Below are 23,750 nucleotides of genomic sequence, written 5' to 3' on the forward strand. Positions count from 1 at the left end.
GGGAGCCCGGTGGAACGGCGGGAGCCCCCGGTGCGGACGGCACCGGGGGCTCCCGTACGGCAGGGGGCTCCCGCACAGCGGGGCGGGTGGGACGGGGCTACTTGCCCTCGGCCTTGAGGATCTCCGCCAGCTCCTCGTCGGACTCCCGGCCCGGCGTCGGCAGATTGAAGCGGGTGATCGCGAACCGGAAGACCACGTAGTACACCACCGCGAAGCAGACCCCCACGAGCAGCAGCCCCAGCGGCTTGGACGCGATACCGAGGTTCAGCAGGAAGTCCACCGCTCCGGCGGAGAAGCCGAAGCCGTCCTTCATGCCGAGTGCCCAGGTCAGCGCCATCGACACACCGGTGAGCACCGCGTGGACCGCGTACAGCACCGGGGCGATGAACATGAAGGTGAACTCGATCGGCTCGGTCACACCGGTGACGAACGAGGTCAGCGCGAGGGAGAGCATCATGCCGCCGACGACCTTGCGGCGCTCGGGCCGGGCGCAGTGCACGATCGCCAGACAGGCGGCGGGCAGCGCGAACATCATGATCGGGAAGAAGCCGGTCATGAACTGTCCGGCGGTCGGGTCGCCCGCCAGGAAGCGGGCGATGTCGCCGCTCTTGCCCTCGTAGGTACCGGCCTGGAGCCAGGGGAAGGAGTTCAGCAGATGGTGCATGCCGACCGGGATCAGCGCACGGTTGGCGACACCGAAGATGCCCGCGCCCACGGCGCCGGAGCCGACCAGCCACTCACCGAAGTTGTGCAGACCGGTGCCGAGGACCGGCCAGATGAAGCCGAAGAGCACACCGATGACCAGACCGGCGAAGGCGGAGAGGATCGGCACCAGCCGCCGCCCGCCGAAGAAGCCCGCCCAGTCGGGCAGCTTGGTGCGGTAGAACCGCTGGTAGAGCAGGGCGACCACGATGCCCATCACCACACCGCCGAGGACCTTGGCGTCCACCGGGGCGTCCTGCATCACGATCTTGCCGTCGATGACCTTGGCCACCTGCGGCAGATTCTTGTCGGTGAAGGTGCCCAGCACGCTCTTGAAGACGAGGTAGCCGGTGACGGCGGCCAGCGCGGTGGAGCCGTCGGCCTTCTTCGCGAAGCCGATCGCGATACCGACGGCGAAGAGCAGCGGCATGTTGTCGAGCAGCGCGTTGCCGCCCGCGTACATATAACCGGCGATCCGGGTGACGAACTCCGGGAACGAGTCCCGGCCGAGCATGTCCTCGTTGCCGAGGCGGACCAGGAGCGCGGCGGCCGGCAGGACCGCCACCGGCAGCATCAGGCTGCGGCCGATGCGCTGCATCACAGCCATCGCACCCGCGCCCTTCTTCTTCTCGGCCGCGGGGGCGGCGCCAGTGGTCACGGACATGCGCGATCTCCAGGGAGCACGGGGGAGGGGGAAAGCCGCGGCAGACAGCGGCGAGGTCTACACCACCTAGAGTGGTGTAGACCTTTGTAACATGTGGGCGATAGATAAGGAACCTGCGAATAGCGTGAGATTTACAGGGTCCTTCCATAATGTTCGCATCAGGCCCCGCGGCCCGTCCCCGGCACGGACCGGCCCCCGAAAACGGCCCCCTGGCCCAACGTCGGCTATTTGATGTTGTCCCGCTCCAGCTCCGCCTCGATCTGCTCGGGCTCCCTTCCCGGCACCGGGAGATCGAACACCTTGATGGCCACCCGGAAGATCACGTAATAGACGGCGGCGAAACCGAGCCCGATCGGAATGATCAGCCAGGGTTTGGTGGCCAGCCCCCAATTGATCACATAGTCGATCAGCCCGGCCGAGAAACTGAATCCGTCCTTCACGCCGAGTGCCCAGGTCAGCGCCATCGACACCCCGGTGAGCAGTGCGTGCACCGCGTACAGCGCCGGGGCGACGAAGAGGAACGAGTACTCGATCGGCTCCGTGATACCGGTCACGAACGAGGTCAGGCCGACCGAGAGCATCAGCCCGCCGACCTCCTTGCGGCGGTGCGGATGGGCCGAGTGCGCGATCGCCAGCGCCGCGGCGGGCAGCGCGAACATCATGATCGGGAAGAAGCCCGTGGTGAACTGACCGGCATCCGGGTCCCCCTGGAGGAACATGGTGATGTCGCCGTGCACCACCGTGCCGTCCGGCTTGGTGTAACTGCCGAGCTGGAACCAGATGGGCACATTGAGGAACTGGTGCAGACCGATCACCAGCAGCGCCCGGTTGGCCACCCCGAAGATCCCCGAGCCCCAGGCGCCGAGGCTCACCAGCCAGTCGCTGAAGGACTCCAGCCCCCGCCCGATCGGCGGCCAGATCCACAGACAGAGCACGGCGAAGCCGATCGCCACGAACGACATGATGATCGGCACCAGTCGGCGGCCGTTGAAGAAGCCGAGCCAGTCCACCAGCCGGGTGCGGTGGTAGCGCTGCCAGAAGAAGGCGGCGAGGAGCCCCATCACGATGCCGCCGAAGACCCCCGGGTTCTGGTAGGTGAACACCGTCACCGTGCCGTCCGTGGCCTGGCAGCCCGCCCCCACCGGCTTGGTCCCCGGGACACAGACCTCGGGGAACTGCCGCAGCACGTTGTAGTAGACGAGGAAGCCCGCGACGGCGGCCAGCGCGGTGGAGCCGTCCGCCTTCTTCGCCATCCCGATCGCCACGCCGACGCAGAACAGCAGCGGCAGTCCGATATTGGGGTCGAGCAGGGCGCCGCCCGCCCCGGCCATCACCTTGGCGACATCGTTCCAGCCCAGCCCGTTCTTGCCGAAGACATCGTCCTGGCCGAGCCGGTTGAGGATGCCCGCCGCCGGGAGGACCGCGATGGGGAGCTGAAGGCTGCGGCCCATCTTCTGGAGGCCCTGGAAGAGCACGTTCCAGCGGCTCGGCCGCGCCGCGATGGCGCCCTGTGCACTCATCGGCATCCTCTCCGCGCGGGGCGCGCCGCCGCCGGGCCGCCTCCCGGGCCGTCCCCCGGGCCGTTTCCGGCACCGGAGGCGGTGCCGTCTCCCGGGCCGGTCTCCGGCGCCGGCGCCTGCGGCGCCGTTTTGGCGGGTGCGTTCAATTGGTGTAGACCAGTTCTGCGATCGGCGCCGGATCAGCCGAATCAGGGGTGCTTTGCCTGCTTTGACCGGGAGTGCCGATGATCGACATCATGGGGCAGATCGCTATCACCCGCCCGTGAAGGTGGGCCAACCGTGGGTTACCGTGACAAAGCGGAACGCCGGTGGGCCGGCGCGGCACTGAGCGCCCGCACGGGCGCCGTTCTCAACGCAGGGAGACAACATGGCCAGCAAGGCTGAGAAGATCGTCGCCGGGCTCGGCGGCATCGACAACATCGTGGAGGTCGAGGGCTGCATCACCCGCCTCCGCACCGAGGTCGAGAACGCCGACCTCGTCGACGAGGCCGCGCTGAAGGCGGCCGGCGCCCACGGAGTCGTCAAGATGGGCACCGCGGTCCAGGTCGTCATCGGCACCGACGCCGACCCCATCGCGGGCGAGATCGAAGACATGATGTGACGACGGTCGCGCCCCCGCGATCGGGAACCCCGGCCGAGGCCGGGGTTCCGCACCCCTGAGCCACCGGCCCCGCCCCGGACCCCCGGCCGCACAGCCCCGGGCCCGGCCGCGGCCCCCCGGGCCCCGCACCACAGCGGATAGGCTCATGGCCATGTCTCGAATCGACGGCCGCACCCCCGAACAGCTCCGCCCGGTCACCATCGAACGCGGATGGAGCAAGCACGCCGAGGGCTCCGTCCTCATCTCCTTCGGCGACACGAAGGTCTTCTGCACCGCCTCCGTCACCGAAGGCGTGCCGCGCTGGCGCAAGGGAAGCGGCGAAGGCTGGGTCACCGGCGAGTACTCGATGCTGCCCCGCTCCACCAACACCCGGGGCGACCGCGAATCCGTCCGCGGCAAGATCGGCGGACGCACCCACGAGATCAGCCGCCTCATCGGCCGCTCCCTGCGGGCCGTCGTCGACTGCAAGGCCCTCGGCGAGAACACCATCGTCCTCGACTGCGACGTCCTCCAGGCCGACGGCGGCACCCGCACCGCCGCCATCACCGGCGCCTACGTCGCCCTCGCCGACGCCATCACCTGGGCCCGCGAGAAGAAACTCGTCCGCGCCGGACGCCAGCCCCTCACCACAACCGTCGCCGCCGTCTCCGTCGGCATCGTCGACGGCACCCCCCTCCTCGACCTCTGCTACGAGGAGGACGTCCGCGCCGACACCGACATGAACGTCGTCTGCACCGGCGACGGCCGCTTCGTCGAGGTCCAGGGCACCGCCGAGGCCGAGCCCTTCGACCGCGCCGAACTCGACGCCCTCCTCGACCTCGCCGCCGGAGGCTGCGCCGACCTCGCCGCCCTCCAGAACGACGCCCTCGCGCGCACCGTCTCCACAGCGTGAAGAACCGCCCGGTGCAGATCATCCCGGGCATGGGTGGGTAAAGAAGCAACCAAGACGCCGGAGCCGGCGTCGTTCTGGGCACGGGCGCACGGACACCACCGTGCGCCCGGCCATATCCGGGGAGGGACAAGACCCATGGCCGCGCGCCGCCGTATCGCACTCACGCTCGCCACCGCAGCCCTCGTGGTACCCATCGCCACGGGATGCAGCGCCATCGACAAGGCACTCGACTGCGTCGAGACGGCCGAGGCCATCACCAAGAGCGTCGACAGCCTCACCGACGCCGCCGCAGGCGCCGCGGAGAACCCCACCGAGACCCGCGAGGCCCTCAACACCATAGAGAAGGAACTGGAGAGCCTGGGCGACAAGACCGACGACGCCGACCTCAGCAAGGCCGTCGACAACCTCAACAGCGGAGTCGACAGCGTCCGCAAGGCCATCGAGGGCGGAGACCCCACCCCCGACCTCAACCCCCTCAAGGACGCCGCCGGCGAGATCGGCAAGGTCTGCTCCCCCTGACCCGCCCCGCCAGGCACCCGCCCCGCCGGGTCCCTGGCGCACGGCCGCCCCCCGCCCGACCACGACCAGCGGATACGGATACGGATAATCGGGCCATGACCCGTATCGTTCTCGCCACCCGCAACGCCGGAAAGATCACCGAACTCCGGCAGATCCTCGCGGACGCCCGCCTCCCCCATGAACTCGTCGGCACGGACGCCTACCCCGACATCCCCGACGTCAAGGAAACCGGCGTCACCTTCGCCGAGAACGCCCTCCTCAAGGCCCACACCCTCGCCCGCGCCACCGGACTGCCCGCCATCGCCGACGACTCCGGCCTCTGCGTCGACGTCCTCGGCGGCGCCCCCGGCATCTTCTCCGCCCGCTGGGCCGGAGCCCACGGCGACGACGCCGCCAACCTCGCCCTGCTGCTCGCCCAGCTCTCGGACATCGCCCCCGAACACCGCGCCGCCCAATTCTTCTGCGCCGCCGCCCTCGCCCTCCCCGACGGCACCGAACGCGTGGCGGAGGGCCGCCTCCTCGGCACCCTCCGGACCACCCCCACCGGCACGGGCGGCTTCGGCTACGACCCCATCCTCCAGCCGGAGGGCGAGGCCCGCACGGCGGCGGAGCTGTCCCCGGAGGAGAAGAACGCGATCAGCCACCGGGGGAAGGCGTTCCGGGCGCTGGTGCCGATGGTCGGGGAGCTGCTGGGCTGACACACAAACGGCCTGCGAACCGAAGACTTCGATTCGCAGGCCGTGAGTGGTGCGGCGGAAGGGATTCGAACCCTCAAGCCCTATACGGGCCACAGAACCTAAATCTGCTGCGTCGCCGGCTGCGCCACCGCCGCGAGCCGCCTGCCATGTTACCGGGCAGGCGGCTGAGGCGGATACGGGTGGGTGGTGGTTACCGGGGTCTCGCCCGGGCCCTTCCCCGGCACCAGGTGCGGGTGACGGCATGACAGTTGGGGCAGAGCAGCCGGAGGTTGTCCGGCCTGTTGTCGCTCCAGTCGGCGTTGATGTGGTCCACCTCAAGAGTCAGGGGGCGGCCGTGCCAGGTGGTACCCGTGCCGCATTCCGCGCACTGCTCGGGTATCCCGATGCCGCGCAGGGCCCGGCGCAGCAGATGGCTCCCGGTGCGGCGGCCGTTCTCCGTCCTGACAAGGATTTCCTCCGCGGGCCTGAGCGGAGTCGTCCCAGGTCCTCCGCGCTGATGAGCCTGGCCCAGGAAGTGACTCATCGAGATGTTCGCTTCGGCGGCCCAGCGTCGCAGCGCGCCCCGCTGCCAGGAGTTGTCCGGCCTCCCCAGACGTCGCAGCGTCTCCGAGACGGAGCGGGAGGATGTGATCGCTCCGCGCAGCTCCGCCGTATCCGGTGGCTGGACGGCGCGGCGGTACGGCCGGCGGGGGAAGTGCGCGACGTCGATGCCGTAGTGCTGGAACCGGCGGAGCAGATAGCGCCCGAGATATGCGTAGGGCTCTGCTCCGATGAACTCGATGACCTCGTCGAGGCTCTGGCAGCGCTCAGCCGCCTCGGTGAGCAATTCTCGGGTGTACCGCTGGCTCCGGCTCATGGCTTTGTCTTCCGTTGCGTGCGCCGTGCCTTGCCCCGTCCCCGGTAGGTGTCCGTCGTGGCATGGCAGTTGGGGCAGAGGAGACGCAGATTCTCCCTGCGGTTGTCGCGCCAGTCGCCGTTGATGTGATCGATCTCAAGAGGCAGCGGCCGGTCGCGCCACTCCGCGCTCAAGCCGCACAGCGCGCACCGCTCTGCCGCCCCCAGGGCCATCAGCGCCCTCTTGAGACGATCGCCGGGGACTCGGCCGTGCCGCTCCGGGGGCAGGACGGTGAGCAGATCCTCGGGTTTCCTCCGCTGCCGTGCGCGGCGGGTGCCGGGCGGCCGGAAGTGCGAGGTGTCCAGCCCGAGCGCCGTGATCCTGCGGCTGATGTGGGTGTGCTGCCCGCCCACGACCTCGATACCGAGCCGTCGCAGCACCTCGCAGACGCTCGCCGACGCCGCCACCGCGGGCTCCAGGACCTCCCGTGTCCAGCGGGCCCCTTCGCGTTCAAAGTGATCGGTGGCTATCCCCAGCCGTTTCATCCGGTCGTGGAGATACCGCCGGGACGGGCTCATCGGGTCGACCCCGAGCCTGGTCAGGGCCTCCGAGAGGGTGCGCGACGAGGCCGCAGCCCCGGCCAGCCGTTCCTGGGTGTAGGGACTTCTGCTCATGTTCCCCTCCGTCCGGCCGCGCCCATCGCGACCCGAACGGACCAACGAACCGCACTCCGGAGCGTTACGTCCGATATGCGGAATGGCCTGCCCCGCTTCGTGTGTGCGGACGAAGCGGAGCAGGCCACTCAGGGAAGCCGGGCCCTCCGGCGAGCCGGGCCCCCGGGTCCGGGACCCGTCAGATGCCCAGATCCTTGATGATCTTCGCGACATGGCCGGTCGCCTTCACGTTGTAGAGCGCCCGCTCCACCTTGCCCTCCTCGTCCACGACCACCGTCGTACGGATGACGCCGGTCACGGTCTTCCCGTACAGCTTCTTCTCGCCGAAGGCGCCGTACGCCGTCAGCGTCTCCTTCGACGGGTCACCCACGAGCGCGACCTTCAGGTTCTCCTTCTCGCGGAACTTCGCGAGCTTCTCCGGCTTGTCCGGGGAGACGCCGATCACGTCGTAGCCCGCGTCCGCGAGCAGCTCCAGGTTGTCCGTGAAGTCGCACGCCTGCTTGGTGCAGCCGGGGGTGAGGGCCGCCGGGTAGAAGTAGACGATGACCTTCCGGCCCCGGTGGGCCGCGAGCGAGACCTCGTTGCCGTCCGCGTCGGGCAGGGTGAAGTCGGGGGCGGTGTCGCCGGGCGTGAGCCGCTCGCTCATGTTCTCGGTTCTCCTCGTCGCGCCAGGTCAGGGCCGCCGGGGGACGCGGTGACGCGCCGCCCCGTGCGGGTGTACGCCGTCGAGCGTAATAGGGGTGCCGTGGGGTGCGCGCGCGATGGAGCTGACAGACTGTCGCTGGAGAACCACCGGGTAGCTGACACGGGTACGCGGGTACACGGGCAGATGACAGACGACGGAGGCAGCGCGGTGTCGGACGCGAGGACCCCTGCGCAGATCGAGGCGGACATCGTCCGCAGGCGCGAGCAGTTGGCCGAGACGCTCGACGAGATCGGGGTGCGGGTGCACCCCAGCACGATCGTGGGCGACGCCAGGGCGAGGGTCGCCGAGAAGGTGGACCGGACCGCCGGGCGCGCCTTCGCGGCGGTGCACCGGACGGTGGACGGTGTCCGGGCGCGGTTCGTGGGGGTGGACGGCGAGCCCCGGATGGACCGGGTGCTCCCGGCCGCCGCGGCGGTGGTGCTCGTGGGGCTGATCGTTCTCTCCTCGCGGTCCTCGCGCAAGCACGGGGAGTGACGGCCGGGGCGCGGCGCGCGCCCGGTCCCGGCCCCCGGGGCCCCGGTGCGGCCCCGCGGGCATGCGGATCGCCCCGGGGCAGGTAAGTTCGACGCGTGAGCGCCAACAGCCATGAACAGAACAGCCATCACGACAAGCTGCCCATCCGGATGCTGCACGACCGTGTGCTGGTGCGGACCGACATCCCGGAGGGCGAGCGGCGTTCCAGCGGGGGCATCGTCATTCCGGCCACGGCGGCGGTGGGCCGTCGGCTGGCGTGGGCCGAGGTGGTCGCGGTGGGGCAGAACGTGCGGACGGTCGAGTCGGGTGACCGGGTGCTGTACGACCCCGAGGACCGTGCCGAGGTGGAGGTGCGTGGGGTGGCGTACGTCCTGATGCGCGAGCGGGATCTGCACGCGGTGGCGGCGGACCGTTTCGAGGGCTCCGAGGACACCACGGGCCTGTATCTGTAGGCCCCGGTGGTCCCGGCCCCGGTGGCCCCCTGGCTGCGGTGACGCCCGGTGGCCCGCGGTGGCCCCGTGGGCCCGCGGCGGTCTCCGGTGACCGAGGTCACCACCCCCCGCGCCCCCGCTTTGCTACGGTGGGGACACCCGACGAGACGCGCCGTACCGGGCTTTCGCAAAGACGACGCACCCCGTTGAAGTACGCGTCTCGGAGGTGCCGCCATGGCCTGGGTTCTGCTGATCATCGCCGGTCTGCTGGAGGTCGGCTGGTCGATCGGTATGAAGTTCACCGAAGGGTTCACCAAGCTCTGGCCCAGTGTGTTCACCGGGCTCGGAATCGTCGCCAGTATGTTTCTGCTGGCCCAGGCGGCCAAGACGCTGCCGATCGGTACCGCGTACGGCGTGTGGGTGGGCATCGGTGCCGCCGGTGCCGCGATCGTGGGCATGGTGGCGCTGAACGAGCCGGTGACGGCGGCCCGCATCTTCTTCGTCTCGCTGCTGCTGGTCGCGGTGGTGGGTCTGAAGGCGACTTCCGGCCACTGACCGGACGCGCAGCCGACAGCGGCTGCCCCGTCGTCCTCGTCTGAGCTTCGCTCCTGAGCCCCGGCCCGGGAGGCGCCCGCGGTCCCCGGACCGGGTGGCCGCCTCCCGGGCCGGGGCTCTTTCCGCGTGGGCGGCCGGGGCCCGCGCCCGTACCCGGATGCCCCGCGCCCGCACCCTCTAGCGCCCGTGCGCCCTCAGCGGCTCGTACGCCCTCAGCGGCCCGTGCGGCCGAACGGGCCGCCGCCCACCGCCGGCGGGCCGCCCAGTCCGGGCCGGGTCCCCCCGACGGCCGGGCCGAGGCCCGGTCCCGCGCCCCCGCCCGGGCCGCCGGTGAAGCCGTCGCCGCGCCGGGGACCTCCGGTACCGGCGGAGCCCGTACCGGGGCCGGGGCCGCCGCCCGCGCCCTGGCCGGAGCCGTCGAGGGTGTCGAGCCTGCCGTAGCCGCCGTTCCCCAGCCCCGGGTAGAGGCCGCCGCCGGCGGGGGAACCGGCCCCGGTGGCGGTCCCCGGCGGCTCGCCCGCCCCCGCCGGACCGCCGTCCTCGGTCCCGGCCCCCGGGTCCGTCCCGGTGCCGTCGGCGGGACCGTCGTTCGCGCCGTCGTCGGCTCCGTCCCCTTCGGGTTCCCCGTCCCCGGGTGAACGGGTCGGCCCCGGGCTCCCGGACGCGGTGGAGCGGGCGGCACCGGAACCGCTCGGCTCGGGAGCGGGCTCCAGCCAGTTCCCCGGCTGGAGCCACAGATCGAACTCCGTGATCGCCGTGTTCCCGAGCGCCAGCGCGGTGAACCGGCCCCAGATCCGGGCGGGCACCCCGCCGCCGCTGACGCGCGGCAGCCCCAGCGCCCCGTACAGCGACCGCTGCGCACCGGAGTCGGGGTCCTGCCCCATCAGGGCCACCACTGTCGCCAGCTCCGGGGTGTACCCGGCGAACCAGGCGGCCCGGTCCTCCTCCGCGGTGCCGGTCTTGCCCGCCGCGGGGCGGCCCGCCGACTGCGCCGCCGTCCCCGTGCCGCTGGTGACGACGCTCTGGAGGATCGCGGTCGTGGTGTCGGCGGCGACCCGGTCGACCGTCTGCCGGACGGCCCGCCCCGGCAGCGCCACCTCCCTGCCGTCCTTGGTGACCCGGGCGACGAGTGTGTACGCACCGTGCCGCCCGTGGTTGGCGAGGGTGGCGTACGCCTCCGCCATGTCGAGGACGCTGGCGGTGGCCGTCCCGAGGGCGATGGACGGGGACGCGCTCAGGTCGGGGGTGTTCGCGGGGATGCCGAGGTCCAGCGCGGTCTGCCGCACCTTGGCCGGTCCGACGTCCATCGCCATCTGCGCGTACACGGAGTTCACGGACTTGTCGGTGGCCTCGGTGACGGTGATCCGGCCGTAGGAGAGGCCGTCGTCGTTGCCGGGGGCGTACGGTTTGCCGCCCCACCCCTGGACGGTGCGGCCGTCCGTGCCGTCGTAGCGGGTGCCGGGGGTGATGCGCCGGCCGTCCTGGGTACGGGAGCGGTGTTCGACGGCGGCGGTGAGGACGAAGGGTTTGAAGGTGGAGCCGACCTGGTAGTCGCGGCGGGTGGCGTTGTTGACGTACTGCCGGGTGTAGTCGACGCCGCCGTAGAGGGCGACGACGCGCCCGGTGGACGGCTCGATCGAGGCGCCCCCCACCCGGACGTTGCGGTCGGCGGCCCTGCGCGGGTCGAGGCGGGCGTTCACCTGGTCGTCCACCGCGCGGACGAAGGCGTCCTGCTTGGCCCGTTCCAGGGTGGTGGTGATCCGGTAGCCGCCTGCCGCGAGGGTGTTCTCGTCGAGGATGCCCTGGCCGGTGAGGTACTCCTCGACGGCCTGGACGACATAGCCGCGCTGCCCGGAGAGGCCGGTGGCGGGTTTGGCCCGCTGGGGCATGGGGAAGGCCAGCGAGGCCCGTTGGCCGGAAGTGAGCCATTTCTGCTTCACCATGCCGTCGAGGGTGTAGTTCCAGCGGGCGACCGCCGCGTCCTTGTTCTCGGGGTGCAGGGTGACGTCGAAGGCGCTGGGCGCGTTCAGGACCGAGGCGAGATAGGCGCCCTCGGCGAGGTCGATGTCCTCGATGTCCTTGCCGTAGTACGCCTGGGCGGCGGCCTGGACGCCGTAGGCGTTGCGGCCGAAGTAGCTGGTGTTGAGATAGCCCAGCAGGATGTCGTCCTTGCTCTGCTCCCGGCTCAGCTTCACCGAGATGAAGAACTCCTTCCACTTCCTGCTGAGCGTCTGCTCCTGGCCGAGGTAGTAATTCTTGACGTACTGCTGGGTGATGGTGGAGCCGGACTGCTTGCCCTTGCCGAGGAGGGTGTTCCAGGCGGCGCGGATCATTCCCTGGGGGTCCACCGCCCGTTCGGAGTAGAAGTCGCGGTCCTCCGCGGCCAGCACCGCCCGGCGGACGGGGAGCGGGACGCGGGAGATGCGGACGTTCTCCCGGTTGACCTCGCCGTCGCGGGCGAGCAGGCTGCCGTCCTCGTACAGATAGAGGGTGGACTGGGCGACGGCGGCGGCGTTGGCGGGCGGGATGCCGACAAGGGCGTAACCGGCGGCGAACCCGCCGACGAGGAGCAGGACGAGGAGGACGAGGGCGCCGAGCGCGGTGCGCCAGGTGGGGAGAAGCCGGCGCGGTCCGGTGCGGCGCTCCCGCGGCCGCCGCCCGGCGGGCCCACCGGCGGACGCGGTTCCGTCGGCGGGCCCGGACCCGTCCGTGGATTCGGCCCGGTCCGTGCACCCGGACCCGTCGGCGGCCCTGGACGCGGGGCCGTTCCCGGAGGCGTGCCCCGCTGCGGTCTTGTCGCCGACCGGTCGGCCGCCCTGGCGCTGTGGCTCCTCGCTCATGCGCCCATAGTGCACTTTGGGCGGCGATATCCCCCGTACCGTCACCCATAAATACCTCGCGGCGGCACGCCGGGCCGCACTAGCCTCGGGCCCTTTGGAGCTGTGCCGACCGGCCCAACGGCCGTGCGGGCCAGCGGACACGGCGGTCACGGCGGGCGCAGCGGACACGGAGGGAGGCGGTGTGCGGCTCTACGCGGTCGTCGTGGCGGGCGGGTTCCGCCGTTTCGCGACCTACCGGCTGGCCACGGTGGCGGGGGTGTTCACCAACACGGTCTTCGGTTTCATCATCGCGCATACGTATATCGCCCTGTGGGACGAGCGCCCGCACCTCGGTGGCTACGACGTCAGCCAGGCGGTGACCTATGTCTGGGTGGGACAGGCGCTGCTGGTGACCGTCGCGCTGATGGGCGGCGGTTTCGAGGACGAGCTGATCGAACGCATCCGCACCGGCGACATCGCCGTCGACCTCTACCGCCCGGCCGATCTCCAGCTCTTCTGGCTCTCCGGCGATCTGGGCCGGGCCGCCTTCCACATCCTGGGCCGGGGTGTGGTCCCGATGGCGTGCGGCGCGCTCGCCTTCGATCTGGCGCTGCCCGGGTCCGCGCTGACCTGGGGCGCCTTTCTGCTGGCGGTGCTGCTCGGCGTGGTGGTCAGCTTCGCGCTGCGGTTCCTGGTGGCGCTGTCGGCGTTCTGGCTGATGGACGGCGCGGGGGTGAGCCATGTCAGCTGGCTCACGGGGATGTTCTTCTCCGGGATGCTGCTGCCGCTGAATGTCTTCCCGGGCGTGCTGGGGGAGGTGGCGCGGGCGCTGCCCTGGTCCTCGTTGCTCCAGCTCCCGGCGGATGTGCTGCTGGGTATGTACACGGGGTGGGAACTGGCGGGCGTGTACGCCTTCCAGGCGGGGTGGGCGGTGGCGCTGCTGGGTGCGGGCCGGGTGCTCCAGCGGCTGGCGACGCGCAGGGTGGTGGTGCAGGGTGGCTGAGCGGGTCGGACCGGCGTACGGGACGGACACCGGAGTGGCTGGTTCCGAGGCGCTGGCGGGCGGCGGGTCCCATGGCGCCGGGGCGGTGGCCGACGGCGGGACCCATGGCGCCGGGGCGGTGGCGGGCGGCGGGTCCCATGGCACCGGGGCGCTGGCCGACGGTGGAGCGCGGGCGCGCCGCGCCCTGCTGACGGACGGGGTGCGGGCCTACGGCCTCATCGTGGCCATGTGGGTGCGCTCCACGATGACCTACCGCGCCTCCTTCGTCATGACCACGCTCGCCAGCTTCGCGACGACGGCCTTCGACTTCGTGGCGATCCTGCTGATGTTCTCGCACATCGACGCGCTCGGCGGTTACTCCCTCGCCGAGATCGCGGTGCTGTACGGGGTCACGGGCACCGCCTTCGGCCTCTGTGACCTGGTGCTGGGGTCGGTGGAGCGCCTCGGCCGCAGGGTCCGCGACGGCACGCTGGACACCCTGCTGGTGCGTCCGGTGCCGGTGCTGGCCCAGATCGCGGCCGACCGTTTCGCGCTGCGCAGAGTGGGCCGTGTCGCCCAGGGGGTCCTGGTCCTCGGCTACGGCCTGCTGACCGTGGACGTCGCCTGGACGCCGCTGAAGGCGCTGATGGTCCCGGCGATGGTGCTGACCGGCGCGGTGATCTTCGGTGCGGTGTTCGTCGTGGGCGCGGCGTTCCAGTTCTGGGCGCAGGACGCGGCGCAGGTGCAGAACGCGTTCACGTACGGCGGCAACACGCTGCTCCAGTATCCGCCCACGGTCTTCACCAAGGACCTGGTGCGCGGGGTGACGTTCGTGGTGCCGCTGGCCTTCGTCAACTGGCTGCCCGCGCTGTATGTGCTGGGGCGGCCCTATCCGGTGGAGGTGCCGCAGTGGCTGGCGTTCGCACCGCCGCTGGTCGCCGTCGCGGCGGGCTGGGCGTCGGGGATCGCCTGGCGCGCGGGGCTGCGGGCGTACCGAAGTACCGGAAGCTGACCGGGGCGGAACAGAGAGGCGGGTGGATGGACATGCCGGACACGACGGATGTGATCGAGCTGGACGGCGTCGAGAAGGTCTTCGACGTACGGCGCAGGGCCGGTCGGATGCGCCGGGAGAAACACCGGGTCAGGGCGGTGGACGGGATCAGTTTCCGGGTGGCGCCGGGGGAGATGGTCGGCTACATCGGGCCGAACGGAGCGGGCAAGTCCACCACCATCAAGATGCTGACGGGCATTCTCACGCCGAGCGCGGGCCGGTTGCGGGTCGCGGGTATCGACCCGGCCCGGGAGCGCACCCGGCTGGCCCGGCGGATCGGTGTCGTCTTCGGCCAGCGGACCACGCTGTGGTGGGATCTGCCGCTGCGGGACTCGTACCGGCTGATGCACCGGATGTACCGGGTGCCCGACCGGCGGTTCCGGGAGAACCTGGACCGCTGTGTCGAACTCCTCGACCTGGCCGAGCTGCTGGAGGTCCCCGTACGGCAGCTCTCCCTCGGCCAGCGGATGCGCGGCGACATCGCGGCAGCGCTGCTGCACGACCCGGAGGTGCTGTACCTCGACGAGCCGACGATCGGCCTGGACGTCGTCTCCAAGGCGAAGGTCCGGGGCTTTCTGCGGGACCTCAACGCGGAGGCGGGGACGACGGTGCTGCTCACCACGCACGATCTGACCGATATCGAGCAGCTCTGCCGCCGGGTGATGGTCATCGACCACGGCCGGCTGATGTACGACGGTGAACTCGGAGGGCTGCACGGGGTGGCGGAGAGCGAGCGCACGCTCGTGGTGGATCTGGCACGGGAGATGCCGCCGCTGACGACCGGGTTGGCCAGGACCGTCAGGGTGGAGGGGCCCCGGCAGTGGCTGGCGTTCCCCGCGTCGCAGTCGGCGGCTCCGCTGGTGGCGGCGGTGGCGGAGAAGTATCCGGTGGTGGATCTGTCGGTACGGGAGCCGGACATCGAGGCGGTGATCGCGAAGATGTACGCGGAGGGGCCGGCCGGGGAGTGAAGACCCGCCCGGTGGCGCCGCCGGGCCCCCGGTCGGCCTGTTTCCGCTGACTATTCTTGCCTGTATGAGTGAACTCCCTGATATGCGGGCCTCCGACAGTGAGCGTGAGCGGGTCGCCGAGCGGCTGCGGGACGCGGTGGCGGAGGGCCGGCTCACGATGGAGGAGTTCGAGGAGCGCCTGGAGGCGGCCTTTCTGGCGCGGACCCATGGCGAGCTGGAGCCGCTGGTGCGGGATCTCCCGGCCCCCTCGGCGGCGGCGTCCGGCACGGCGCCGGTTCCGACCGCCGGGGGCGGCGGCTGGCCCGAGCGGGTGGGCGGCCCCGGGACGTCGAGGATGGCGTTCGCGATGTGGGGAGGGTTCAGCCGCCACGGGGGCTGGACGGTGCCGCGCCGCTTCGACGCCGTCGCCGTGATGGGCGGTGGGGAGCTGGATCTGCGCGAGGCGCGTTTCGAGGACCGTGAGGTCGTGATCCGCTGTTTCACGGTCATGGGTGGGATACAGGTGATCGTTCCGCCGGACATGACGGTGGACGTCACGGGCTTCGGCTTCATGGGCGGCTTCTCGGAGAGCGGCCTGGACGCGGTCCCCGACCCGTCGGCGCCCCGGGTGCGGATCACGGGATTCGCGCTGATGGGCGGGGTGAACGTGGTCCGGAAGCAGACCCGGGCCGAGCGGCAGCGGCTGAAGGAGGAGAAGCAGCGGCTGCGGGCCGAGCGGAAGCGGAACCGGCTGGAGGGCGGCCGGGGCCGGGAACCGGGCCCGGACGAGGAGGGCGGCGGCGCCCGCGAGGAGCCGCGCTGACGCCGTCGAGGCCGTCCCGGGAACTCCGGATGCGCGCCGGGAGTACGTCAGGTAAGGAAATGCGTACGGGGTGCGTGTGAACGGGTGGAGCGGATGAAACGCACAGATCAGACGGACGGCGCGGGCGGCGCGGGCGGGCCGGACGGGCCGGATCGCGCGGATCGTGCCGCGGACCGGGGCGGCGCCGGGGACTCCCCCGAGGGCACGGGGACCGGCGGGGCGCGGCGGCGGACGGGTCTGCCCTCGTTCGCGTACACCGAGGCGGACGCGGCCAAGCAGCGCGGCGTCCGCCGGATGAAGCTCTTCGCGACCGGGCTGCTGATCGGCGTCGCCGTGGTCTTCGCCCTCGCGACCTGGGCGAAGAACGCGGGCGCCGGGCCCTGGGCCGGGTATGTGGCGGCGGCGGCCGAGGCGGGCATGGTCGGCGCGCTGGCCGACTGGTTCGCGGTGACGGCGCTCTTCCGGCACCCGCTGGGCCTGCCGATCCCGCACACGGCGATCATCCCGAACAAGAAGGACCAGCTCGGCGCCTCGCTGGGCACCTTCGTCGGGGAGAACTTCCTCTCCGAGGAGGTGGTGCGCGCCCGGCTGGGGGCGCTGGGCATCGGCGGCCGGCTGGGCGCCTGGCTCGCCGAGCCCGCCCACGCCGACCGGGTCACCGCCGAGCTGGCGACCGCGCTGCGCGGGGCGCTCACGGTGCTGCGGGACTCCGATGTCCAGGCCGTCGTCGGCGAGGCCATCACCCGGCGCGCGGAGAGCGCGGAGATCGCGCCCGGCCTCGGCAAGACCCTGGACAAGGTGGTCGCCGACGGGGCGCACCGCCGGGCGGTCGATCTGATCTGCGCCCGCGCCCATGACTGGCTGGTCACCCATGCGGTGTCGGTGATGGACGCGGTGGAGGGCGGCGCGCCGGGCTGGACGCCGCGGTTCGTCGACCGGAAGGTGGGCGAACGGGTCTACCGCGAGCTGCTGCGTTTCGTCACGGAGATGCGGGACATGCCGGAGCATCCGGCGCGCGGCGCGATCGACCGTTTCCTGGCGGACTTCGCGTCCGACCTCCAGTCGGACACGGAGACCAGGGCGCGGGTGGAGCGCATGAAGTCGGATCTGCTCTCCCGCGAGGAGGTGCAGGACGTGATCGCCTCGGCGTGGTCCTCGGTCCGCGCCATGATCCTCTCGGCGGCGGAGGACGACCGCAGCGAGCTGCGGCTGCGGGCCCGGGCCTCGCTGCTCTCCCTGGGCGCCCGGCTGGCCACCGACGAGCGGCTCCAGCGGAAGGTGGACGGCTGGGTGGAGGACGCCGCGGTGTATGTGGTCACCACCTATCGCGGCGAGATCACCTCGTTGATCTCGGAGACGATCGCGGGCTGGGACGCGGAGCACACCTCGCGGAAGATCGAGGCGCACATCGGCCGGGATCTCCAGTTCATCCGGATCAACGGCACGGTGGTGGGCGCGCTGGCGGGACTGCTGATCTACACGGTGGCGCGGGCGTTCGGGGGCTGAGCGCGCGCGAGGTGGCGGGGGTGTTCGCGGGCCGAGGCGGGCCCGTGCCTGAGTGCTCCTGTGCCTGTGTGCCCGTGCCTGAGTGTGCCCGTGCCCGGGCGGGCCCGCCCGGCCGTGTGATCCGGTGGGCCCGCCGCGGGCACGGGGCAAGGAGGTGTGACGCGTCTCCCGCGACGGCACCGGTGCGCAGGACGGCCCCCTCAGCGACCCGCCCGTGCGCCCACCGCGGTCGGCGGCGCCACACCTCCGTCTGGGGGTCAGCCGAAGAGCTGGCCGCGGACGGCCCCGTCGGGGAACTCGGGGGTGTGGATGTTGGAGTAGTACTCCCGGGAGTAGTCGCGCACCCGGGCGACGGTGGCGGCGTTCTGCCCGGTCAGCCTGCCGGAGACGGCGAAGACCCCTTCGGGCACGGGCCGGTTGAAGAGGTTGAGAACGACATCGCCGTTCTTGCCGAAGGCACCCTTGTGGATATGGCCGAGGGACGGGCTCTGGATGTTGACCCACGCCATCGAGTAACCGACCTGGGTGCCCTTGGGGTTGAGGAAGGTCACGGCGTGCCCGTCGGGGTCGCCCACCTTGGAGGCGTCGGTCTTGGGGACCTCCTGGCCACCGTTGGACAGCGCCGTCAGCTTGCCGCCGCGGAGGATGTCCAGCGGGTTGACGGGCCTGCTGGTGGGCTTGAGCTGGCCGCGGACGGCGCCGCCGGGGAACTCGGCGCTGTGCAGGTTGACATAGAACCCGGCCGGGTCCTTCCGGATGTCCTCGGCGAGCTTGGCGTCGGTGAGGGAGACATGTCCGGCGGCCCGGTCCACGGAGTCCGGCATCGCGCCGAACATCAGCACCTTCAGGGGGCCGTTCTTGCCCGCCGGGCCCTGGTGGATGTGGCCGAGGCTGGGCACCACTCCGTTCCAGCGCAACGCGTAGGTCACCCGGTCGCCCTTGATCTGGACATAGCCGGCGGCCTTCGCGTCGGGGTCGTTCACGATGGGCCCGCCGGGCGTGGGCACCTCGTTGGCGCCGGACAGCTCCACGGCGAAGGTGACGGCGGGCCCGCGCGACGGCGCGGTGAAACCCGTCGCGCCCTGGGCGGCGGTGCCGCCGTGTCCGTGGTGCCCTCCGGCTGTGCTGTGCCCCCCGGCCGCTCCGGGCGTTCCGTGTCCCCCGTGCGCGACGGAGGGCGAGGCGCCCGTGACACCGAGCACCAGGGTGCCGGCGATCGCCGCGATGACTCGCTTCTGCATGGTTTGGGTCCTCCCCTAGAGGCCGACATGGTCTGGGTCGGTCGCCAACAAGTACGGGTGGCGGCCCCGAAGTGTTCAGCACTGTTCAGCAGAAATTTTCTTTTCCCCGGTTTGAACCGGGGGTCGGCTGCCTCCGTTCTATCTGGCAGACCGCACGACTTCGCCACTCGGGGGTAACGACCATGCCCAGGAACCGTTCGACGCCCTGGATCGCCGCGACGGCGGCCACGCTGTCGCTGCTGGCGGCGGGCGCCTGCTCGGGCCCCGACGGCGACGCCCCGAAGGCGCAGGACGCTCCCCGGAGCACCGCGGCGAAGCCCTTCCCGGCCACGTCCGTGAAGGTCGCCGACTCCGGCCTCGGCCGCATCCTCGTGGACGGCACCGGCCGTACGCTCTACGCCTTCACCCAGGACCGGCCCGGCACCGGCACCTGCGCCGCCGACTGCGTCGCCGCCTGGCCTGCCCTGACCTCCACCCGCCCCGTCACCGCCGGCCCCGGCACCCGCCCCGCCCTGCTGACCCGCACCGCGCACACCACCGGCGCGGAACAGGCCGTCTACGGCGACTGGCCGCTCTACTACTACGTCGGCGACGCGCTCCCCGGAGACACCAACGGCCAGGGCGTCGACGGCGAATGGTTCACCCTCGCCGCCGACGGCAACCTCATCCGCACCCCCGCCTGACCCCGCCCTCTCCCGCACTCCCCGCCCCACCCCAAGAACCCGCGGCGGCCGGAACTGTCCCCCTGGCTGCTGCGGCCCTACCCATTCCCGGTGACCGAACGCCGTACATCCCCCGCCGGCGGGGGTCACCGGGAATGGGGCGTCTCCCTTCTGAGCTTTGGACGCTAGCTGGCGATGCGCGAGTATGAGCAGACGTCTGCCGGGATTTTTTGCATCAGTTCCCAGACAATGGCCATCGGATTGCTGCCAGTGTGCCTTACATAGCGAGCAGGGCCGAGAAGGAGCCAAGGCTGGGGTCCGCCGATGTCGGTTTTTTTGAACCGGCGAACAAAGAGCAGCACATGGGACCCGGCTTTCTGGTGTTCCTGATAGCGAACTCCTGTAGGTGAGGTCTCAGATGTTTGGTTCTGTGACTCCCAATGAAATTGGAGCTCAGTCAGGGCATAGTCGCGATAGCGGGTTTGCGGCGAGAAGTCTTTCTCGTCTTTCTCCAAGGTGACGAACAAGGCATCTGTCTGAATATTCTCACACCACTTTACTCCCTCGCGGAAGTGGCCAGGCATGAGGCCGCCAATAGAAGACTGCCCCAGGGCCGGAAGCATCTCTTCGCGGCTGTATGAGGCGTGCACAGTCAGTGGGAGATGGGCGAGGGCGCTCGGTAGGGAGAGGGGGACGTGGTCAATCTGATGGAGGGCGTGGGCCAGGACCTGTTGGACTTCATGGCGGAAGGCGGTTTGCGGACGGAGCCTGTCCATGGCCTCTGTATAAGTGGCAAACCCACCGAGTGGCCAGAGGGTGAAGGCGAGCATGCGAGCATAGCCTTGCTCCCGCTTCGAGAGTTCTTCATATGGAGGGGCATCGTCGGAGACGATCTTGGTGTATGTGGATATTCGCTCGGGGTCGTCCACGTGAAGGAAAGCCGGTACTCGCTTAAGGAGATCGGTCTCGCCGTCTGGTGTGGGGGATGTGAGCAGCTTGCTTCGGCGCAAGAGTCCCGTCCAGGAATTTCCGCTGCCGCGATAGATTTCCCTGATGCCGCGACTGCTCTTCTCCAGGTACTCCGCAAGTCGCGGATCGCCGTACTGGGCTACCTCTCGGGCTAGCTGTGTGACATTGACGCTGATCTGGCTGCGTATATTCTCGATGATCCTTTCTTTGGCCTTGGGTTCAAGGATGATCTTGCAGCCTGAAGGTAGCTGGGGGAAGTCGTGTTCGATTTCGGAGATCAGGCGATTGCGGGTCAGATTGGTGAGGGCGCGGTACTGCTCTTCAAATCGGAACTCTTTCCGATGGTTGCCAATGAAGTCCAGAACGGTGAGGAAGGGCTTGCCTTCGCTTCGCCTCAGCCCGCGCCCGAGTTGCTGAAGGAAAATCGTTGCGCTCGACGTTGGGCGGAGCATGAGCACGGTGTCGACGTCCGGTATATCCAGGCCCTCATTGAACAGATCGACCGAGAAGATGATCTGCACTGCACCTGACTTGAGATCGTCGAGAGCTTTACGTCGATCGGAGTTCGATGACTCTCCGGAGAGCGCTACAGCGTTAAGGTTGTTGCGACGGAATTCCTCGGCCATATAGTGAGCATGCTGTACCGAGACGCAGAATCCGAGAGCACGCATAGTGTCTGGGTTAACCACTTTATCCCGTACGGCCTGTTGGATGAGGCGAGCTCTGGCCTTGTTTCCAGTGAAGAGGTTGCTCAGCTCTGATGGATCGTATGTTCCTCGTTTCCAAGTGATGGATCTCATGTCGGTACTGTCGGCGATTCCAAAATAGTGGAAAGGGCTGAGGAGCTCATTATCTAGTGCTTCCCACAGCCGCATTTCAGCCGCTATTCGCCCCTCGAAGAACTCGTCCTGAACGTTCTGCCCATCCATGCGTTCGGGTGTGGCGGTTAGGCCCAGAAGTTCTTTCGGGGTGAAGTGATCTATGATCTTGCGATAGGTAGGTGAGACGCCGTGATGAAACTCGTCGATAACAATGACATCAAAGTAATCAGGCGCGAAACGGTCTAGCGGCTGAGCATTGAGGCTCTGGACGCTGGCGAATATATGTTGGCCCTTCGTTGGGCGGATACCGCTATGCATCTCCTCGCCGAAGTCTGCCTCAACCAATACATCCTGATAGGTCTTGAGGGATTGCGTCAGGATTTCTTGACGATGAGCGACAAACAGCAGAGTGAGATCCGGTCCATGCTGCTGGCGCAGAGCCTTGTAGTCGAGAGCCGCCATCACGGTCTTGCCAGTGCCTGTTGCCGCGACGAGCAGATTGCGATGACGGTCGTGAACGGTGCGCTCTACCTCAAGCCGCTCCAGCATGTCACGCTGATGAGGATAGGGGCGAATATCCGGCCCGGACGGTGAGGTGCTGCGCTCCGATGAGTTCTCGTTATCGCGGCTAGCGAGATCTAGTGCCTTCGAGAGGCGGTCGCCATCCCGGATGGGGTCGTATGACTCGAATGCTGAGTCATTCCAATACGAGTCAAAGGTTGCCTCAACCTTTCGCATCGCGTCAGGGGCTGCGATCGACGAGAGGCGGACGTTCCACTCGATGCCATCGAGGAGAGCGGCTTTGGAGAGGTTGGAACTGCCCACATAAGCTGTGTCACAGCCACTGCGGCGCCGAAAGAGCCATGCTTTGGCATGGAGGCGCGTCGATCGAACTTCATAGTTGATTTTCACCTCGGCCCCGAAGTCTTGAACCAGCCTATCGAGCGCGCGTTGCTCGGTGGCACCCATATAGGTAGTGGAAATGACTCGGATGGGAACATTCCGGGCGTTTGCTGCTGTTAGAGCTTGCTCGATCACGCGCAGCCCATGCCATTTGACGAAGGCGCAGAGTAGATCGACACGGTCGGCTGTCGCGAGTTCGGTGCGCAGCTCAGACCCCAGACTGGTGTCCCCAGAGGAGTTGGTGATGAGGGCAGTCTCCGACAGAGGCGTTGCAGGTCGTAGGGAGTAGGCTCCGGGCGCCTCCTGCTTGGCGATGGCGAGCAGTTGACGAGGCCCCTTGGCGATGAGGTCGATCAACTCCTGTGCCCCCTGGATGCTGCTCATCGACTCCAGGATGTGGTTGGCCGCATCGACGCGCTCTTCCGGGGGAAGTTGCCCCAGAATCTGCTGCGTTGTGTGCGCGACGTGGCGCGCGATGGCCTGGGGCGATGCCTCCTGCCCCACGACGCCGTCGATGACGCGCAAGCCATCCTGCGAGCTAAGAGACGCGAGCTGCTGTTCAAGGCGCAAGGTGATCAGCCGCTCGTAGAGCCCGATTTCCGGCTGACGTTCCTGGGCGGAGTCTGTCATCGCGTCCCTCTCCCCGTTGGCGTCCTCCAGTGATATCAGGGGCTACTGACAAACATGATCAGATGAAGCCATCTTCCGATCAGAAGTCGGCGCCCCCGTGGCACTCCCGGTACCCCGTCCCCGACCCGCACCAGCACGGCGCGGTCCTGTGCGGTGGCCACGCCACCGCGTGGCCCCGGGCGGCGAGGGTGGTGGTGAATTGGGGGAGGAGGTCGGCGTCGGCGGGGGAGGAGCCCTCGGAGGCGGCGAAGGCCTCGTAGGACGGGACCGCCGCGGTGACGATGCCGAGGTTGGCCGTGCCGGTCGAGGCCAGGTCGCGGAGGGATGCTTCGATGTCGGTGAGGTGGGCCGCGTGGGTCGGGTACTCGGATTCGAGTTCCGGGTGGGCGGCGAGGAGTTCGGTCAGCTCGGGCTCGGGCCAGTGGAGGACCGCGACCGGGAAGGGGCGGGAGAGGGCCGAGCGGTAGGAGCCCAGTTCGGAGCGGAGGCGGGCGATCTCGGCGCGGAGTTCGGCCGGGTTGTCGGAGCCGAGGGCCCACAGGCGCTTGGGATCGTGCAGCTCGTCCAGCGGGATGGCCGACTGGGCGGAGTGGAGCCGGTCGGCCAGGCCGTCCCAGCCGTCGTGGGCGTGGCCGAGCAGCCGGCGGACCCGGTGCCGGCCGGTGAGCAGGGGCTGCACCTCGTACGGGACCTCCTCGTCCCCCGGCGGCAGCAGCAGGGTGACGGCGGCGGTGAAGCACTCGTGGGAGGCGTCCAGCTCGTCATGGGCCTCCAGCGTCTCCGCGACGATCTCCCAGGGCGCGGGGTCCGCCGGGGCCGCCGAGCGGATGCCGGTGATCAGGGCGCGGGCCTCGGCCTCGTGGCCGAACTCCCAGAGGTTCGCCGCCTGGAGGGCCTTCACCAGGAAGGGGCGTTCGGGAGCGGAGGCCAGCAGCCGGTCGTAGAGGGTGGAGGCGCGTTCGCGGTCACCGGCCAGTTCGAGATGGGCCGCGGCCTGGAGCAGCAGTGGCTCTCCGTCCTCCGGGTACTGCGTCGCGGTGCGCAGCAGACGCTCGGCTTCGGAGATGTGGTCGGCAGGCGTGTCGGGGCGCATGGGGGACACCGTACTGCCGCGACGGATCCCTG

Annotated in this window: 22 protein-coding genes, 1 tRNA gene and 1 riboswitch; of the genes, 13 read left to right on the top strand and 10 right to left on the bottom strand. The window is 69.8% G+C overall.

Annotated elements, in window-relative coordinates; translation table 11 throughout:
• Positions 1-97: 97 nt before the first annotated feature.
• On the bottom strand, positions 98-1,366 hold the full coding sequence (locus CRV15_RS18355) for a PTS transporter subunit EIIC (protein ID WP_003960620.1): 1,269 nt from the start codon (positions 1,364-1,366) through the stop codon (positions 98-100).
• A 224-nt stretch (positions 1,367-1,590) separates the two neighbouring features.
• On the bottom strand, positions 1,591-2,886 hold the full coding sequence (locus tag CRV15_RS18360; protein ID WP_009996301.1) for a PTS transporter subunit EIIC: 1,296 nt from the start codon (positions 2,884-2,886) through the stop codon (positions 1,591-1,593).
• A 367-nt stretch (positions 2,887-3,253) separates the two neighbouring features.
• Here CRV15_RS18360 and CRV15_RS18370 point away from each other — a divergent pair, with 367 nt between their 5' ends.
• The 4 genes from CRV15_RS18370 to rdgB all read left to right on the top strand — a co-directional run bounded on the left by CRV15_RS18370 (position 3,254) and on the right by rdgB (position 5,596).
• A complete protein-coding gene (locus tag CRV15_RS18370; RefSeq protein WP_003954827.1) occupies positions 3,254-3,487 on the top strand; it encodes a PTS sugar transporter subunit IIB in 234 nt (77 codons plus the stop codon).
• A gap of 151 nt (positions 3,488-3,638) precedes the next feature.
• A complete protein-coding gene (gene rph / locus CRV15_RS18375; protein WP_003954828.1) occupies positions 3,639-4,379 on the top strand; it encodes a ribonuclease PH in 741 nt (246 codons plus the stop codon).
• A 135-nt stretch (positions 4,380-4,514) separates the two neighbouring features.
• A complete protein-coding gene (locus tag CRV15_RS18380; protein WP_003960617.1) occupies positions 4,515-4,898 on the top strand; it encodes a hypothetical protein in 384 nt (127 codons plus the stop codon).
• Positions 4,899-4,993: 95 nt separating this feature from the next.
• The gene (rdgB, locus tag CRV15_RS18385) at positions 4,994-5,596 is read left to right on the top strand and encodes an RdgB/HAM1 family non-canonical purine NTP pyrophosphatase (RefSeq protein ID WP_003960616.1); all 603 of its coding nucleotides are present in this window, start codon (positions 4,994-4,996) and stop codon (positions 5,594-5,596) included.
• Positions 5,597-5,643: 47 nt separating this feature from the next.
• Here the strand turns inward: rdgB and CRV15_RS18390 are convergent.
• From CRV15_RS18390 to bcp, 4 genes are all read right to left on the bottom strand, one after another.
• Positions 5,644-5,730: transfer RNA gene (locus tag CRV15_RS18390), tRNA-Leu, on the bottom strand.
• 56 nt (positions 5,731-5,786) lie between these two features.
• Positions 5,787-6,452, bottom strand: coding sequence for an HNH endonuclease signature motif containing protein (locus tag CRV15_RS18395; RefSeq protein ID WP_003960615.1), 666 nt, complete (start codon positions 6,450-6,452; stop codon positions 5,787-5,789).
• Entirely contained in the window at positions 6,449-7,105 is a 657-nt protein-coding gene (locus CRV15_RS18400) for an HNH endonuclease signature motif containing protein (protein ID WP_003960614.1), read from the bottom strand. The genes CRV15_RS18395 and CRV15_RS18400 overlap by 4 nt, the downstream gene beginning before the upstream one ends.
• Before the next feature lie 178 nt (positions 7,106-7,283).
• On the bottom strand, positions 7,284-7,751 hold the full coding sequence (gene bcp / locus CRV15_RS18405; RefSeq protein ID WP_003954832.1) for a thioredoxin-dependent thiol peroxidase: 468 nt from the start codon (positions 7,749-7,751) through the stop codon (positions 7,284-7,286).
• Between the two features lie 207 nt (positions 7,752-7,958).
• Between bcp and CRV15_RS18410 the strand changes: the two genes are divergently transcribed.
• From CRV15_RS18410 to CRV15_RS18425, 3 genes are all read left to right on the top strand, one after another.
• On the top strand, positions 7,959-8,285 hold the full coding sequence (locus CRV15_RS18410) for a DUF3618 domain-containing protein (protein WP_003954833.1): 327 nt from the start codon (positions 7,959-7,961) through the stop codon (positions 8,283-8,285).
• 95 nt (positions 8,286-8,380) lie between these two features.
• Positions 8,381-8,737, top strand: coding sequence for a GroES family chaperonin (locus CRV15_RS18415; protein WP_003954834.1), 357 nt, complete (start codon positions 8,381-8,383; stop codon positions 8,735-8,737).
• A 117-nt stretch (positions 8,738-8,854) separates the two neighbouring features.
• Positions 8,855-8,919, top strand: a riboswitch (guanidine-III (ykkC-III) riboswitch).
• A 31-nt stretch (positions 8,920-8,950) separates the two neighbouring features.
• Positions 8,951-9,271: a DMT family transporter gene (locus CRV15_RS18425; protein WP_003960612.1), complete on the top strand. Its 321-nt coding sequence runs from the start codon at positions 8,951-8,953 to the stop codon at positions 9,269-9,271.
• Positions 9,272-9,483: 212 nt separating this feature from the next.
• On the opposite strand, the gene CRV15_RS18430 is transcribed toward CRV15_RS18425, so the two are convergent.
• Positions 9,484-12,111 (bottom strand): transglycosylase domain-containing protein, encoded by a 2,628-nt coding sequence (locus CRV15_RS18430; protein WP_003960611.1) that lies wholly within the window; start codon positions 12,109-12,111, stop codon positions 9,484-9,486.
• 181 nt (positions 12,112-12,292) lie between these two features.
• Between CRV15_RS18430 and CRV15_RS18435 the strand changes: the two genes are divergently transcribed.
• The 5 genes from CRV15_RS18435 to CRV15_RS18455 all read left to right on the top strand — a co-directional run bounded on the left by CRV15_RS18435 (position 12,293) and on the right by CRV15_RS18455 (position 17,399).
• On the top strand, positions 12,293-13,093 hold the full coding sequence (locus CRV15_RS18435) for an ABC transporter permease (protein ID WP_003954837.1): 801 nt from the start codon (positions 12,293-12,295) through the stop codon (positions 13,091-13,093).
• A gap of 34 nt (positions 13,094-13,127) precedes the next feature.
• Positions 13,128-14,084: an ABC transporter permease gene (locus CRV15_RS18440; RefSeq protein ID WP_003960609.1), complete on the top strand. Its 957-nt coding sequence runs from the start codon at positions 13,128-13,130 to the stop codon at positions 14,082-14,084.
• Positions 14,085-14,110: 26 nt separating this feature from the next.
• Positions 14,111-15,091 (top strand): ABC transporter ATP-binding protein, encoded by a 981-nt coding sequence (locus CRV15_RS18445; RefSeq protein ID WP_003960608.1) that lies wholly within the window; start codon positions 14,111-14,113, stop codon positions 15,089-15,091.
• 64 nt (positions 15,092-15,155) lie between these two features.
• Positions 15,156-15,893, top strand: coding sequence for a DUF1707 SHOCT-like domain-containing protein (locus CRV15_RS18450; RefSeq protein WP_003960607.1), 738 nt, complete (start codon positions 15,156-15,158; stop codon positions 15,891-15,893).
• Between the two features lie 93 nt (positions 15,894-15,986).
• Positions 15,987-17,399: a DUF445 domain-containing protein gene (locus tag CRV15_RS18455; RefSeq protein WP_003960606.1), complete on the top strand. Its 1,413-nt coding sequence runs from the start codon at positions 15,987-15,989 to the stop codon at positions 17,397-17,399.
• 257 nt (positions 17,400-17,656) lie between these two features.
• Here the strand turns inward: CRV15_RS18455 and CRV15_RS18460 are convergent, their stop codons facing one another.
• Positions 17,657-18,640 carry a CHRD domain-containing protein gene (locus CRV15_RS18460; protein ID WP_003954842.1) on the bottom strand — a complete coding sequence of 328 codons (984 nt, stop codon included), beginning with the start codon at positions 18,638-18,640 and terminating at the stop codon, positions 17,657-17,659.
• A 182-nt stretch (positions 18,641-18,822) separates the two neighbouring features.
• On the opposite strand from CRV15_RS18460, the gene CRV15_RS18465 reads away from it, so the two are divergent.
• A complete protein-coding gene (locus tag CRV15_RS18465) occupies positions 18,823-19,323 on the top strand; it encodes a COG4315 family predicted lipoprotein (protein WP_009996291.1) in 501 nt (166 codons plus the stop codon).
• 164 nt (positions 19,324-19,487) lie between these two features.
• On the opposite strand, the gene CRV15_RS18470 is transcribed toward CRV15_RS18465, so the two are convergent.
• Both CRV15_RS18470 and CRV15_RS18475 read right to left on the bottom strand, forming a co-directional pair.
• Positions 19,488-22,625 carry a DUF3427 domain-containing protein gene (locus CRV15_RS18470; protein WP_003960605.1) on the bottom strand — a complete coding sequence of 1,046 codons (3,138 nt, stop codon included), beginning with the start codon at positions 22,623-22,625 and terminating at the stop codon, positions 19,488-19,490.
• A gap of 79 nt (positions 22,626-22,704) precedes the next feature.
• Positions 22,705-23,718 (bottom strand): SEC-C domain-containing protein, encoded by a 1,014-nt coding sequence (locus tag CRV15_RS18475; protein WP_003954845.1) that lies wholly within the window; start codon positions 23,716-23,718, stop codon positions 22,705-22,707.
• Positions 23,719-23,750 lie beyond the last annotated feature (32 nt).

Source organism: Streptomyces clavuligerus (genome assembly GCF_005519465.1).
Lineage (GTDB): Bacteria > Actinomycetota > Actinomycetes > Streptomycetales > Streptomycetaceae > Streptomyces > Streptomyces clavuligerus.

Excerpts from the sequence above, each read along its gene's own strand:
- CRV15_RS18355 (WP_003960620.1), bottom strand. The coding sequence starts at position 1,366 with ATGTCCGTGACCACTGGCGCCGCCCCCGCGGCCGAGAAGAAGAAGGGC.
- CRV15_RS18360 (WP_009996301.1), bottom strand. The coding sequence starts at position 2,886 with ATGAGTGCACAGGGCGCCATCGCGGCGCGGCCGAGCCGCTGGAACGTG.
- CRV15_RS18370 (WP_003954827.1), top strand. The coding sequence starts at position 3,254 with ATGGCCAGCAAGGCTGAGAAGATCGTCGCCGGGCTCGGCGGCATCGAC.
- rph (WP_003954828.1), top strand. The coding sequence starts at position 3,639 with ATGTCTCGAATCGACGGCCGCACCCCCGAACAGCTCCGCCCGGTCACC.
- CRV15_RS18380 (WP_003960617.1), top strand. The coding sequence starts at position 4,515 with ATGGCCGCGCGCCGCCGTATCGCACTCACGCTCGCCACCGCAGCCCTC.
- rdgB (WP_003960616.1), top strand. The coding sequence starts at position 4,994 with ATGACCCGTATCGTTCTCGCCACCCGCAACGCCGGAAAGATCACCGAA.
- CRV15_RS18395 (WP_003960615.1), bottom strand. The coding sequence starts at position 6,452 with ATGAGCCGGAGCCAGCGGTACACCCGAGAATTGCTCACCGAGGCGGCT.
- CRV15_RS18400 (WP_003960614.1), bottom strand. The coding sequence starts at position 7,105 with ATGAGCAGAAGTCCCTACACCCAGGAACGGCTGGCCGGGGCTGCGGCC.
- bcp (WP_003954832.1), bottom strand. The coding sequence starts at position 7,751 with ATGAGCGAGCGGCTCACGCCCGGCGACACCGCCCCCGACTTCACCCTG.
- CRV15_RS18425 (WP_003960612.1), top strand. The coding sequence starts at position 8,951 with ATGGCCTGGGTTCTGCTGATCATCGCCGGTCTGCTGGAGGTCGGCTGG.
- CRV15_RS18430 (WP_003960611.1), bottom strand. The coding sequence starts at position 12,111 with ATGAGCGAGGAGCCACAGCGCCAGGGCGGCCGACCGGTCGGCGACAAG.
- CRV15_RS18445 (WP_003960608.1), top strand. The coding sequence starts at position 14,111 with ATGGACATGCCGGACACGACGGATGTGATCGAGCTGGACGGCGTCGAG.
- CRV15_RS18450 (WP_003960607.1), top strand. The coding sequence starts at position 15,156 with ATGAGTGAACTCCCTGATATGCGGGCCTCCGACAGTGAGCGTGAGCGG.
- CRV15_RS18455 (WP_003960606.1), top strand. The coding sequence starts at position 15,987 with ATGAAACGCACAGATCAGACGGACGGCGCGGGCGGCGCGGGCGGGCCG.
- CRV15_RS18460 (WP_003954842.1), bottom strand. The coding sequence starts at position 18,640 with ATGCAGAAGCGAGTCATCGCGGCGATCGCCGGCACCCTGGTGCTCGGT.
- CRV15_RS18465 (WP_009996291.1), top strand. The coding sequence starts at position 18,823 with ATGCCCAGGAACCGTTCGACGCCCTGGATCGCCGCGACGGCGGCCACG.
- CRV15_RS18470 (WP_003960605.1), bottom strand. The coding sequence starts at position 22,625 with ATGACAGACTCCGCCCAGGAACGTCAGCCGGAAATCGGGCTCTACGAG.
- CRV15_RS18475 (WP_003954845.1), bottom strand. The coding sequence starts at position 23,718 with ATGCGCCCCGACACGCCTGCCGACCACATCTCCGAAGCCGAGCGTCTG.